The 12,977-nt window shown below is 57.9% G+C and carries 10 protein-coding genes; 3 read left to right on the top strand and 7 right to left on the bottom strand.

What is annotated here, in order from left to right; all coding sequences use genetic code 11:
• Positions 1–2: 2 nt before the first annotated feature.
• Positions 3–1,445: a cytochrome ubiquinol oxidase subunit I gene (locus tag RHM65_RS09850; protein ID WP_322166156.1), complete on the bottom strand. Its 1,443-nt coding sequence runs from the start codon at positions 1,443–1,445 to the stop codon at positions 3–5.
• 331 nt (positions 1,446–1,776) lie between these two features.
• Here RHM65_RS09850 and RHM65_RS09845 point away from each other — a divergent pair, with 331 nt between their 5' ends.
• Complete coding sequence (locus tag RHM65_RS09845) at positions 1,777–3,024, top strand: MFS transporter (protein ID WP_322171160.1); 1,248 nt, start codon at positions 1,777–1,779, stop codon at positions 3,022–3,024.
• Positions 3,025–3,600: 576 nt separating this feature from the next.
• On the opposite strand, the gene RHM65_RS09840 is transcribed toward RHM65_RS09845, so the two are convergent.
• From RHM65_RS09840 to RHM65_RS09815, 6 genes are all read right to left on the bottom strand, one after another.
• On the bottom strand, positions 3,601–4,530 hold the full coding sequence (locus RHM65_RS09840) for an alpha/beta hydrolase (RefSeq protein WP_322185289.1): 930 nt from the start codon (positions 4,528–4,530) through the stop codon (positions 3,601–3,603).
• Between the two features lie 62 nt (positions 4,531–4,592).
• A complete protein-coding gene (locus RHM65_RS09835) occupies positions 4,593–5,534 on the bottom strand; it encodes a choline ABC transporter substrate-binding protein (RefSeq protein ID WP_322166157.1) in 942 nt (313 codons plus the stop codon).
• A gap of 176 nt (positions 5,535–5,710) precedes the next feature.
• A complete protein-coding gene (locus tag RHM65_RS09830) occupies positions 5,711–7,915 on the bottom strand; it encodes a xanthine dehydrogenase family protein molybdopterin-binding subunit (protein ID WP_322184831.1) in 2,205 nt (734 codons plus the stop codon).
• Positions 7,915–8,901, bottom strand: a complete 987-nt coding sequence (locus RHM65_RS09825; protein ID WP_322166159.1) for a xanthine dehydrogenase family protein subunit M — start codon at positions 8,899–8,901, stop codon at positions 7,915–7,917. Before RHM65_RS09825 ends, RHM65_RS09830 begins: the two co-directional genes overlap by 1 nt.
• A complete protein-coding gene (locus RHM65_RS09820) occupies positions 8,898–9,431 on the bottom strand; it encodes a (2Fe-2S)-binding protein (protein ID WP_322184829.1) in 534 nt (177 codons plus the stop codon). The genes RHM65_RS09825 and RHM65_RS09820 overlap by 4 nt, the downstream gene beginning before the upstream one ends.
• A gap of 234 nt (positions 9,432–9,665) precedes the next feature.
• Complete coding sequence (locus RHM65_RS09815) at positions 9,666–10,214, bottom strand: DJ-1 family glyoxalase III (RefSeq protein WP_322184827.1); 549 nt, start codon at positions 10,212–10,214, stop codon at positions 9,666–9,668.
• A 256-nt stretch (positions 10,215–10,470) separates the two neighbouring features.
• Between RHM65_RS09815 and RHM65_RS09810 the strand changes: the two genes are divergently transcribed.
• Together RHM65_RS09810 and trmA are read left to right on the top strand one after the other, a co-directional pair.
• Positions 10,471–11,766 (top strand): NCS2 family permease, encoded by a 1,296-nt coding sequence (locus RHM65_RS09810; RefSeq protein ID WP_322166161.1) that lies wholly within the window; start codon positions 10,471–10,473, stop codon positions 11,764–11,766.
• Positions 11,763–12,851: a tRNA (uridine(54)-C5)-methyltransferase TrmA gene (gene trmA / locus RHM65_RS09805; RefSeq protein WP_322166162.1), complete on the top strand. Its 1,089-nt coding sequence runs from the start codon at positions 11,763–11,765 to the stop codon at positions 12,849–12,851. Before RHM65_RS09810 ends, trmA begins: the two co-directional genes overlap by 4 nt.
• Positions 12,852–12,977: the final 126 nt, after the last annotated feature.

The raw sequence follows: 12,977 nt of genomic DNA, 5'->3' as shown, positions 1-12,977 counted from the left end.
ACTCAGTTCCCCTTGCTCAGGCTGTCGTGTGGGTCGCCGTCTTCGGAGCCTTCAACGGCAGCGGAGAGTGGACGAGCAGGCGTACGTTTCTGGCCAGGACCGCCGTGCTTCTGTTCCTTGCCTTCGTTGTTGATCGGACCTTTGCGCACCAAACGCATCATGTAACCCAGACCCACACCGAACAGCGTGAAGTAGACCACCACAAACAAGCCCAGCGTCAGGCTCATCTGCCCGAAGCTATGCCCGGAAGACGCATCTGCGGTGCGTAGCAGGCCGTAAACCACCCATGGCTGGCGCCCGATTTCAGTGGTGAACCAACCGGCCAACATTGCGATCAACCCCGATGGCCCCATCCACAACGCCATGTACAAGAACGCTCGGGATTGATAGAGCTTGCCGCGCATCCGCAGCCAGAGGCTCCACAACCCGGTGAAAATCATCAGGAAGCCCAAGCCAACCATGACCCTGAACGACCAGAACACAATGGTCGAATTAGGCCGATCTTCAGGCTTGAAGCTCTTGAGCGCTGGCACTTGCTCGGTCAAGGTGTGCGTCAGGATCAAGCTGCCCAAGTAGGGGATTTCTACAGCGTATTTGGTTTTCTCGGCTTTCATGTCCGGCAGACCGAACAGGATCAACGGGGTAGGCTTGTCGCCATCGTTTTCCCAGTGGCCTTCAATCGCGGCGATTTTAGCCGGTTGATACTTCAACGTATTAAGGCCGTGGAAATCGCCGATCACCGCTTGTATTGGCGCGACCACCAGCGCCATCCACATTGCCATGGACAACATCGTGCGGATTTGCGGGGTATCGCGACCACGCAACAGGTGCCAAGCAGCAGAGGATCCGACAAAGAAGGCGGTGGCGACAAACGCCGCAGTGGCCATGTGCGCCAAGCGGTACGGGAACGACGGGTTGAAAATCACCGCCAGCCAATCCACCGGGATCACTCGGCCGTCGACTATTTCAAAACCCTGGGGCGTTTGCATCCAACTGTTGGACGCCAAAATCCAGAATGTCGAAATCAGGGTGCCGATAGCGACCATGACGGTGGAGAAGAAGTGTAAATTACGCCCGACCTTGTTCCAGCCGAAGAGCATGACCCCAAGGAAACCAGCTTCCAGGAAGAACGCAGTCAACACCTCATAGGTCAGCAGCGGACCAGTGACGGAACCGGCGAAGTCAGAGAACCGGCTCCAGTTGGTACCGAACTGATAGGCCATCACCAGCCCAGAGACCACGCCCATGCCGAAGTTAACCGCAAAAACTTTCGACCAGAAGTGGTACAGATCTCGGTATACATCGTTCTTGGTCTTCAGCCACAACCCTTCGAGTACCGCCAGGTAACTTGCCAAACCAATGGTGATGGCAGGGAACAGGATGTGAAACGAAATGGTGAATGCGAACTGAATTCGGGCGAGATCAATTGCCTCCAAACCGAACATAGGTCTTCCTCTAATCAGGTGATTGTGGCGACTGACCAAGGTCAGCACCAACTGCCCCCACAGATATGAGTGCTGGGTGTTGGAATTTTTCTGTAATAATTTCGCGACGCAGGATTGCAGAAGACCTGGAATAAAGCGCCGTGCGACACCTTGATCCAGATCAACCATGGATCAAAGAGTAGACCTATTTCGGGGCTTGAACTGTGCGGTTGATTGTCGCGTGGCGAGTTGTCTCACTTCGTGACAAGAGGTACGACAACTATCACTGACGCAAACAAATGTTACAAAGCACATGGTAACCTCGCCCGTCACCGTCGAGGCCGCACCCGAAATGCCGAACCAAGAAGCTACGCTATTGCGTCACCATCGTCCGTTTTTGGCGTTTTGGTTTGCACGAATTTTCACCGCCAGCGGCTTTCAGATGCTCAGCGTCGCCATCGGCTGGAACATTTACCAATTGACCGGCAACGTACTGGACCTGGGGCTTGTGGGCCTGGTTCAGTTCATTCCACGGGTCATTTTCATGCTGCACACCGGGCACGTGGCAGACCGTTATGACCGGCGCAAGGTCGCATCGATTTGTCAGGCGGCTCAAGCGTTGATCGCACTGGCGCTGTTCATCAGCAGCAGCACCCGCACCATTACCCCAGAAATAATCTTCATCCTGTCGTTTTTACTCGGCGCGGCCCGTTCGTTCGAAATGCCAACGACTCAGGCGCTGCTGCCTTCCATCGTGCCCAATACGCTGTTCCCGCGAGCGGTGGCCGCTGCACAGTCGGCTCAGCAATCGGCGACCATTGTTGCGCCCGCTCTCGGCGGCTTTTTGTACGCCTTCGGCAGCTCTTGGGTCTACGGACCGACCGTGGCGCTGTACATCATTGCCTGCGTACTGATGTTTAACCTGCCTGCGCGTCAAACACCGTTGAACACAGGTAAAGCAACCCTAAATTCATTGCTGGCAGGCATTCGCTTTATCCGCAGCCGTCCGGACATTCTCGGCGCGATTTCACTGGATTTGTTCGCAGTACTGCTGGGCGGGGCCACGGCGCTACTGCCGGTGTTCGCCAAAGATATTTTGCTCACCGGGCCGTGGGGCCTTGGCCTGCTGCGTTCGGCTCCAGCAGTGGGCGCGCTGCTGATGTCGTTCTGGCTGGCACGATTCTCAGTGGACCGTAATGTCGGTCGTGTGATGTTCACCTCAGTGGGCGTGTTCGGCGTGGCAACCATCGCCTTTGGCCTGTCGACGTCGTTCTGGTTTTCGCTGGCAGTGCTGGCAGTGCTCGGCGCGGCAGACATGATCAGCATGGTCATTCGCGCCTCGTTCGTTCAGCTCGAAACCCCCGACGAAATGCGCGGCCGGGTCAGCGCGGTGAATGGCTTGTTCATTGGCGCGTCCAACCAGCTCGGCGAATTCGAATCGGGCCTGACCGCCCACTGGTTCGGCACCGTGCCCGCTGTGGTACTGGGCGGTATCGGTACGCTGGTGGTGACTGGAACCTGGGTCAAACTGTTCCCTACATTGGCTAATCGTGACCGGATGCGGGACATCGTTGTGGAGCAGGAAAAAGCGGCGGTTTAGGACGGGTAAAAACCAAGGAGCCAACGTGTTGGCGAAGGGCATAACGCGGTATGCCTGATACACCGCCTCGCCAACACGTTGGCTCTTATCAAACTACTTTTTAATCTTTTGAAAACAATGGGTTGGCGCTGGGTTTGGCGTGTATATCCGGCCTTTGTGGTTGCTGAGCTTATGGTTTCGCTTTTACAGCGAGGAACCTTTTTCAAACGTCGGAACGCCGAACCGCAAAAAGGTCCCGCCAAAAGGGCTTGCCCCACCATGCGGGCCCTCGCTCCGGCGTTCGGCCGCATGGTTTCACGGGGCCTCTTTCCGTAATTTGATATTCAATTCACGGGCGATCTACAGGCGGGCGACCATCTGGAGCCAACTTGTTGGCGAAGGTCCTCGGACTAATCGCAGCCTTCGGCAGCTCCTACAAAAATCTGTGCAGCGCCAAAAACTGTGGGACCGAATTTATTCGGGAAGGCTTCAGTCCTGACACGCTGCAACCTCAAACCACACAAAGTGCCAACCAGTTTGCTGCGCGACAGCGCAGCGTCGAAGATGTGGCGGACCCTCCTACAGGGAATTTTGGCTTTACACCAAGAATTTACGCAGAGCCGCTAACAGCTTTCCATACAACGCATCCACTTCTTCTGCCTTGCCTTTAGCCCGTAAGCAACCGTGGACCAAGCCGGCACCCAGATAAAACTCGCTGGGCACCTGCGCATCAGTCAGTGCCTGGTGGTAGTAAACGCCGTCATCCCGCAACGGATCGTATTGAGCCGAAGCTATGAATGCCGGGGCCAATCCGCTGAAATCGCTGGCCATCAACGGCATCGTGTAGGGCAGTTTTTCCTGATGACGATGGGTCAAGTACAGCGCTCGATAACATTCCAGATCGCTATTGCTCAACAACGGCGCGTCTGCACACTCGCTACGTGACGGCAAGTCCGATGCCCCGCCCAACCCCGGATACAGCAATGCTTGTCCTTTGGGCTGAGGTTCACCGCTATCACGCAACGCTAAACAGAGCGCCGCTGCCAGGTTACCGCCCGCGCTGTCCCCGGCAATCCCCACCCGTTGCGGGTCGATAAACAAGCGGCTCGCCTGTTGCTGGATACCCCGCCACACGGCTAGGCAATCATCGAACGCCGCCGGGAATGGAAACTCCGGAGCCAAACGGTAATCCACCGCGATAACTACTGCGCCCAAATCTGACGCTAACGCGCTGGTCAAAAAATCGTGAGACTCCAGATCGCCCACCACCCAGCCACCCCCGTGCAAATACACCACGCACGGCCAGCCATTTGCGGGCGCTGTACCCAAAGGCCGGTAACAGCGCACGGGCACTTCGGCGAGGGGAAGGTCAGTAACGTCCAAACCCGCTGGTCGCTCAGGCGTAAAGGCGCGGCACATGCGCGAATAGGCTTCACGCATGCCGTTGATGTCAGGGGTTGTGGCGGTAAAACTGAGGGTCTGCGCGATAAAATCGGCCATCGCGGGAGACAAAATATAGCGTGAAATCATGCAAGCTCCAGCCCCGCCCAACAACACGGCGGGGCCGGGCAACTGCGAGGGCGTTGGCGTTATTGGCTGAGGCTAAGTTGCAGGTTTTTGGCCGCGTCTTTACCGTCGAACGTGGTGACACCGGCCAACCAGCGTTGCACGTCTTCAGGGTGATCACGCAGCCACTGCTTGGCCACGTCGTTTGGCGCTTTGCGGTCCATTATCGGCACCATCAACTGGCTTTCCTGCGCGGCGTTGAACGTCAGATTGCTCAGCAGGCGGCTGACGTTAGGGCAACGCTGGGCGTAATCCGGTGCCGTGACGACCGACACGGTAGCGGCGCCTTCATTTGGGCCGAACACGTCTTCACTGCCCGTTAAGTAAGCGATTTTCATGTTGATGTTCATGGGATGCGGCGTCCAGCCGACGAACACCACCCACTCATTGCGCTTGATCGCCCGCGACACGGCCGCCAGCATGCCGGCTTCACCCGATTCGACCAGCTGAAAACCACCGAGGCCGAACTGGTTGCTGTCGATCATGGCTTTGATGGTGGAGTTGGCACCGGTGCCAGGCTCGATGCCGTAAATTTTGCCACCGAGTTTGTCTTTGAACTTGGCGATATCGGCGAAGGTTTTGAGACCACCCGCAGCCACATAATCGGGCACCGCGAGAGTCGCCTGAGCATCATTCATGCTCGGTTTTTCGAGCACCTTCACCTGATTAGCCGCGATAAACGGTGCGATATTTTTATCCATGGCCGGTTTCCAGTAGCCAAGGAACACATCCAGCCGCCCGTCCCGCATACCACCAAATACGATTTGTTGCGCCGCGCTGGTTTGTTTGACCTGATAACCCATGTTCTGGAGCAGCACTTCAGCCACAGCACTCGTGGCAATTACATCCGTCCAGTTGACCACGCCCATGCGCACATTCTGGCAAGCGGCGGGCTCAGCCGCCATCAACGCGGTACTGCTCAGCATCAACACACCACAACCGATATGACGGATAAATCTCTTCATGCGTGCTCCCTCGGGTTGACTGATCTTTTATGTGCAGCGCGGCAATCGAATGTTGCCGTGTCGTACCAAATTAACCAGCAGCCCCGCAAACAAAACGCCTCTATGCGACCTGCGCTTGCACCCTAGCGACATGAAACAACTTGTTGGCGAAAGGCATAACGCGTGTGGGGCATCCTTTAAATCAACTTATCCAAGGTGATCGGGAAGTCGCGAATCCGCTTGCCGGTGGCGTGGTAGATGGCGTTCGCCACGGCGGCGGCGACACCACAGATCCCGATTTCACCGACTCCTTTGGAACCCAGCGCATTGACGATGTCGTCATTTTCTTCAACGAATATCACCTCTATATGACCGATATCCGCGTTCACCGGGATGTGGTATTCGGCCAGGCTGTGGTTCATGGTGCGCCCCAGGGTGTGGTCGGTCTGCGCCTCTTCATGCAACGCCATGCCGATGCCCCAGACCACGCCTCCGAGAATCTGGCTGCGCGCCAGCTTCAGGTTGATCACTTGCCCGGCCGCAATGGCACTGACCACTCGACTGACATTCACGGTACCCAAGTCTTCATCCACCTGGACCTCGACGAACACCGCCGAATGCGTCGCCGTGGCATAAGGCTTACGCTTTTTTTCGTCAGGTTTGGCGTCGACCAGAACCTCCACCTGTTGTCCGGGGAGGCTGCGCACGACCTCCGCCAGTGAAAGCCGCTGCTCACCCCAGTGCAAATAACCCTCAGCGGTCGTCACTTGGTCTGCCGCTATCAACGCCAACGCCGGATTGACACCGCGAGCCGCTTCCAACAGCTTTTCTCGAAGTGCCTCACACGCTTGCTGCACCGCCGTGCCTACTGATGAGACGGTGAATGAGCCACCTTGCAGAGGCGCCGTGGGCAGCGATGAATCACCCAATACAAACGTAACGTTTTCCAGCGCCACCCCGGCGCTGGCCGCCGCGATTTGAGTCATGACGGTGTAGGTGCCAGTGCCAATGTCAGTGGTTGCGCTGCTAACGGTCAATCTGCCGTCAGCGTCAATCTGCGCCTTGGCACTGGCCTTCATTTGCATTGACTCCCAGACACCGCCCGCCATTCCCCAACCGATCAGTTGCCGACCGTTGCGCATGCTGCGGGGTTCGGGATTACGCTGATCCCAACCGAAGCGCTCCGCGCCCTGGGCATAACACGCTCGCAGCTCTTTACTGGAATAGGGTTTGTCTTCGTTACCATTGCGCTCAGCAAAGTTGACCAAGCGCAGCTGTACCGGGTCGATGGCCAGCGCACATGCCAGCTCGTCCATGGCGCATTCAAGACCGTTGACGCCTAACGCAGCACCGGGGGCGCGCATATCCAGCGGGGTATAGACGTCCAGCGGCGCCAGCTTGTAGGTCAACTCAACGTTGTCGCAGGCGTAGAGCATGCCGCTCCATTCCACCACATGCTCGGTGAAATCCTCGAACCGCGAGGTCTGGCCGATTGCATCGTGTCCCACCGCTACCAACCGGCCATTGGCTGCAGCGCCCAACCGTAAGCGCTGCAACGTGCGCGGACGATAACCAAAGGTAAACATCTGCTGGCGAGTCAGGGTCACGCGCACGGAACGCTTGAGCTCCAACGCCGCCATCACCGCCAACGGCAGCTGATATTGCGGGCGCAAACCAGAGCCAAAAGCGCCCCCGACAAACGCCGCCAGGATCCGTACCTGGTCCTTTTCCAGCCCAAAGACTTTTTGCACGTAGCTCTGGCAGTTTTGCAGGCCTTGGGTTTTGTCGTGAATCTGCAAGCTGCCATCAGCTCGGTAAAGCACCGTCGAGGCGTGGGGCTCCATTGGGTTGTGGTACTCGTTCGGCGTGCTGTAGTGAACATCGATGCTCAGTGCTGCACCGGCCAGCTCTGCCTTGAAATTGCCGCGTGGCTTGGGCGTTTCGGCGGGCGCGGTATGCGCCTCGTCTTGCTCGGCCAGCAGATCGGTTTCGTGCGGTTCGTAGGCGTATTCGATGCGGATCAACGAACCGGCATAGCGCGCCAGCTCAAGGGTATCGGCGATCACCAAGGCCAATGGCTGGCCACTGTAAAGGACACGGTCGTTATACAGCGGGCGAAACGGCGAGCCCTCGGCGGCGTCAGCGTCGTCGTAATCCTTGTCGTAACTGGCGAGCATAGGTCGATTGCGATGGTCGAGAACCCTCGCCACACCTGGCACCTTCAGTGCTGCTGAGGCGTCAATGCTCACTACCCGACCTTTAGCGATGGTGCTGGACACCACGCTACCGTGCAGCAGGCCGGCTTCTGGAAACTCACCGGCGTACCGCGCCTGACCCGTAACCTTTAATACACCGTCAACGCGGTCCAGCGACTGACCCATGGGGGAAGAAGTAATGTTCATCAGGCGTGCCCTCCCGCAGCGGCATCGCCTAGGGCGCGAATGATTGCGCGGCGTGCCAGTTCAATTTTGAATCCATTGTGTTCCAGCGGCTGTGCGTGCTTAAGCACTGCGTCGGCGAATGCAGCGAAATGCTCGACCGTCGCGGCTTCGCCAATCAACAACGCTTCTGCCTCTTGATCGCGCCAAGGTTTGTGCGCCACGCCACCTAACGCCACCCGTGCGTCGAGAATGACGTCGCCGTCCATTTCCAGCGCGGCGGCGACAGACACCAGCGCAAAGGCATAGGAGGCTCGGTCTCGGATTTTCAAATAACTACTGTGGGCAGCAAAGCTTTCAGCGGGAAGCTCCACAGCGGTGATCAATTCATGGTCGGCCAACTGGTTGTCGCACTCGGGGGCATCGCCTGGCAATCGGTGGAAGTCGGCAAACGCCAGGGTGCGCTCGCCATCACGGCCCTGTACATGCACCACCGCCTCCAGCGCCGACAAGGCTACGCACATGTCGGACGGGTGGGTGGCGACGCACTCGTCGCTGGCGCCGAGGATCGCATGAATCCGATTTAAGCCTTCCCGCGCGGGGCAACCGCTGCCTGGTTCGCGCTTGTTGCAAGGCACAGTGGCGTCATAAAAGTAGTAACAACGGGTGCGTTGCAACAGATTGCCGCCAGTAGTGGCCATGTTGCGTAACTGCGGCGATGCCCCAGCGAGCAGCGCCTGGGAAAGCAAGGGATAGCGCAGTTCGATTTGCGGGTGCCACGCCAGATCAGCATTGCTTACCAGTGCGCCAATCAACAGGCCTCCGCTGGGCATGTCATGAACGTCACCCAGGGGCAGCCCGGTGATATCGATCAAATGCTCCGGCCGTGCGATGTTTTCTTTCATCAAATCCAGCAGGTTGGTGCCGCCCGCAATAAAGCGCGTGGCCGGGCCTGACAAGTTGATTGCCTGAGCCACGTCGAGCGGTTTGCTGTAGTTAAACGGATTCATTCGTCAGCCCCTCCGTGTTGAACGACGGGCTGCTGCCCACGCAATTGCGGCAAGGTCTCTTCGACAGCTGCAAGAATGTTGCTGTACGCACCACAGCGGCACAGATTGCCGCTCATCATTTCCTGAATCTCGGCCGAGCTGTGAGCGCGGCCTTCGTTCGCCAGCCCCACCGCAGAGCAGATTTGGCCTGGGGTGCAATATCCGCACTGAAACGCATCATGTTTGATGAAGGCCTGTTGCAACGGGTGCAACGTATCGCCTTGGGCCAGACCCTCAATGGTGGTCAGCTCCGCGCCATCGCACATGATTGCCAGCGTCAGGCATGCATTGATGCGCTTGCCGTCGCGCAGCACAGTACACGCGCCACATTGGCCATGATCGCAACCCTTTTTGGTGCCGATCAGGTCCAATTGGTCGCGCAACAGGTCAAGCAGCGTTGTCCACGGCTGCACATCGAGCTGTTGGATTTGGCCATTGAGAGTCAGGCGGATCGCGTGGCCAGCGAAATCCGTTTGGGGTGTCACGCTCATGGAAACCTCACGGTAGGTAGTTACAGCGCAGTTTGTCTGCGTCTTGGTTTTACGACTTCGTGAGGTGGGCAAACGTTCAGGCATCGCGATGGGCGTCTTTGAGCCAACGTGTTGTCGCAGGCTTTGCGCGAATATCCGGCCCTATGTGGTTGCTCGACCATCTGTAAGCGCCAACTTGTTGGCTTTTACAGATTTGTGCATCGCCAGAGAAACCTGTGGGACCGAAGCGGGGCATTAACCCAACAGTTTCAAAACCGTCGCCCGCTTGCCCCTTCCGCACAAGGTCTCAACCAGCACCAATACAAACTCCAGTGCCGCCGTAGAACCCTGGGCAGTAATGCAATTGCCATCCACCACCACCGGTTGATCAACAAACACGCAACCCGACAATCGACTGCTCACGTCGGGATGGCAGGTCATGCGTCTTTGTTTGAGCACTCCGTAGGCTTGCAACGCAACGGCAGGCGCCTCGCCGATGGCTGCAAAAAAAAACCCGGCTTTCATCTGTTCGACCAGCCGTTGAGCCAGTGGCTGATGCGCAGCCAAATGTTCAACGCCTGGCATTCCACCGGGCAGGACGATCACGTCAAAGGGTTGCGCTAAGACATCGACCAACATGGCATCGGCAGTCATACGGGTTCCGCGTGCCGCCGTTAGCATCCGCCGTGACTCAATGCTGGCGACAACCACCTCAACTTCGGCACGGCGCAGTACATCAATCAGCGTCACGCTTTGCAGGTCATCAATGCCGTCCGCGACGACGATCAGGGCTCGTTGAGTCATCTAAAATTCCTTTGCAGTAATCCTGTGAGCGTAGTCAGCTTTTATGATCCGGTCGCTATTAGGTGCCGATAAACGGCATGGCCGATTTCCTGCATGTTTTCCATTGAACATCTGCCAGCAGCCATCCACTCGGGCGGCTGGTATGATGCGCGGCTTTTTCCGACATGCAGAAAATGTACGGGCGCATTCGACAGCCTGTGCTTTGCTGTTTTAGTCGATTCATTTACGGCGCGGGATGCGTCATGGGGAGCTAGACATGCTGGAAAGGCTGTTCCAACTCAACGCACACAATACGAATGTGCGTACCGAAATCCTCGCGGGCGTCACCACGTTCCTGGCCATGGCCTACATCCTGTTCGTCAACCCGAGCATCCTCGGCGACACCGGCATGGACAAAGGCGCGGTCTTCGTCGCGACCTGCCTTGCCGCTGCCATCGGCTCAGCCATCATGGGCTTCATCGCCAACTACCCGATCGCCCTCGCACCGGGCATGGGCCTTAACGCCTTCTTTACCTACACCGTGGTTCTGCACATGGGCCACACCTGGCAAGTAGCGCTGGGCGCGGTGTTTATCTCGGCGGTGATGTTTTTCATCCTGTCGATTTTCAAGATTCGCGAATGGATCATCAACAGCATCCCGCTGCCGCTACGCTCGGCCATTGCGGCAGGCATTGGCTTGTTCCTGGCGCTGATCGCCCTGAAAAACGCCGGCGTCGTGGTGGCGGATCAAGCCACCTTCGTCGGCTTGGGCGACTTGGCCAAACCGGGACCGATTCTCGCCACCCTCGGCTTTTTCCTGATTGTGGCGCTGGAAGCCCTGCGGGTGAAAGGCGCGGTGTTGATCGGGATTCTGGCGGTAACGATTGTGTCCATCATCTTCCACTTCTCGCCGTTTGGTGGCGTGATGTCGATGCCGCCGTCCCTGGCCCCGACCTTCCTGCAACTGGACATCAGGGGCGCGTTGGACATCGGCTTGTTCAGCGTGATTTTCTCGTTCTTGTTCGTCGATTTGTTCGACAACTCCGGCACCTTGATCGGCGTCGCCAAACGCGCCGGGTTGATGGGCAAGGACGGCTACATGCCGAAAATGGGCCGCGCGTTGGTCGCTGACAGTACCGCCGCCATGGTCGGTTCGCTGCTGGGCACTTCGACCACCACCAGCTACATCGAATCCGCAGCGGGCGTCAGCGCCGGTGGCCGTACCGGTCTGACTGCCATTGTCGTGGCGATTCTGTTTCTGCTGGCGCTGTTCTTCGCCCCGTTGGCTGGCAGCGTTCCGGCCTACGCCACCGCCCCGGCGCTGATGTTCGTTGGCGTGCTGATGATGTCCGGCCTGGCTGAAGTCGAGTGGGACGACATCACCATTGCGGCTCCGGTAGCGATCACCGCACTGGCCATGCCGTTCACCTTCTCCATCGCCAACGGCATCGCCCTGGGGTTTATCTCCTGGACTGCGATCAAATTAATGTCTGGGCGCGGCCGCGAGCTGAACTCAGCGTTGGTGATTCTTTCAATTTTGTTCGTGATCAAGTTGGGCTGGTTTAGCGCATGAGTGTTCCCTTCGACCCCGCGAGCTATAGCAGTCAGCTCGCAGATAAAGCCACGCGCTTGCGTGAACTACTGGCGCCGTTCGACGCGCCAGAGCCCCAATTGTTCGAGTCAGCGCAGCAGCACTATCGGCTGCGTGCGGAGTTCCGCTTGTGGCGCGAAAACCAGCAGCGCTTTTATGCGATGTTCGCGCCGGGAAACAACCACACGCCGATCCTGATCGACGACTTCCCCATCGCCAGCCAGCGCATCAATGAATTGATGCCCTTGCTGCGCGAACGCTGGGAGGCCAGCGCAACGCTGAACTTCAAGCTGTTCCAGGTGGATTTTCTGACGACTCTGGCCGGGGACGCGATCATTACGCTGTGTTACCACCGCCCGCTGGACGATGTCTGGCAGGTGGCAGCAGAAAAACTCGCCGCTGACCTCAACGTCAGCGTGATTGGCCGCTCGAAAGGCAAGCGCATTGTGATCGGGCGCGATTATGCGATCGAGACCTTGGAAGTGGCCGGTCGCAGCTTCACCTATCAGCAACCGGAAGGCTCCTTCACCCAGCCCAACGGCGCGGTTAACCAGAAAATGCTCAACTGGGCGTACGAGTCCCTTGGGCAGCGCGATGACGACTTGCTGGAGCTGTATTGCGGCAATGGCAACTTCACCCTGCCGCTGGCAACTCGGGTTCGTAATGTATTGGCGACCGAGATCAGTAAAACCTCCGTTGCTGCCGCATTGAACAACCTCGACGACAACGGCGTGACTAACGTCAAGTTGGTGCGTTTGTCCGCTGAAGAGCTGACGCAAGCCTTGAACGACGTGCGTCCTTTCCGTCGCTTGGCCGGCATCGACCTGAAAAGCTACGCGTTCGGCAGTATTTTTGTCGACCCGCCTCGCGCCGGTATGGACACCGATACCTGCGAACTGGCACGCCGTTTCGAACGCATTTTGTACATCTCCTGCAACCCGGAAACCCTCGCTGCCAACATTACTCAGTTGCACGACACCCACCGCATCGAACGCTGCGCGCTGTTCGATCAGTTTCCGTACACGCCGCACATGGAATCGGGCGTGTTGTTGGTCCGCAGAACTTAATCGCCTTCCCTCCCTCTACCTATTCGCAGCACCGCGTTGCTGTCCTGCCCTTCCTCGCCAGACGACCGGTCTGGCGAGGTGATCGAGCAGCAACGACACTCCTTAATAGGGCACACAGAGGATCTC

Origin of the sequence: Pseudomonas sp. CCI4.2, assembly GCF_034350045.1 — a bacterium.
In the GTDB taxonomy this organism is placed as follows: domain Bacteria; phylum Pseudomonadota; class Gammaproteobacteria; order Pseudomonadales; family Pseudomonadaceae; genus Aquipseudomonas.
Note: the sequence above shows the minus strand (reverse complement) of the source record. Positions and strands in the feature narration are given on the sequence as shown.

What these genes read in the sequence shown, in the direction of transcription:
- RHM65_RS09850 (WP_322166156.1), bottom strand. Translation starts at nt 1,445, where the DNA reads ATGTTCGGTTTGGAGGCAATTGATCTCGCCCGAATTCAGTTCGCATTC.
- trmA (WP_322166162.1), top strand. Translation starts at nt 11,763, where the DNA reads ATGAGTGTTCCCTTCGACCCCGCGAGCTATAGCAGTCAGCTCGCAGAT.
- RHM65_RS09830 (WP_322184831.1), bottom strand. Translation starts at nt 7,915, where the DNA reads ATGAACATTACTTCTTCCCCCATGGGTCAGTCGCTGGACCGCGTTGAC.
- RHM65_RS09810 (WP_322166161.1), top strand. Translation starts at nt 10,471, where the DNA reads ATGCTGGAAAGGCTGTTCCAACTCAACGCACACAATACGAATGTGCGT.
- RHM65_RS09820 (WP_322184829.1), bottom strand. Translation starts at nt 9,431, where the DNA reads ATGAGCGTGACACCCCAAACGGATTTCGCTGGCCACGCGATCCGCCTG.
- RHM65_RS09835 (WP_322166157.1), bottom strand. Translation starts at nt 5,534, where the DNA reads ATGAAGAGATTTATCCGTCATATCGGTTGTGGTGTGTTGATGCTGAGC.
- RHM65_RS09845 (WP_322171160.1), top strand. Translation starts at nt 1,777, where the DNA reads ATGCCGAACCAAGAAGCTACGCTATTGCGTCACCATCGTCCGTTTTTG.
- RHM65_RS09815 (WP_322184827.1), bottom strand. Translation starts at nt 10,214, where the DNA reads ATGACTCAACGAGCCCTGATCGTCGTCGCGGACGGCATTGATGACCTG.
- RHM65_RS09825 (WP_322166159.1), bottom strand. Translation starts at nt 8,901, where the DNA reads ATGAATCCGTTTAACTACAGCAAACCGCTCGACGTGGCTCAGGCAATC.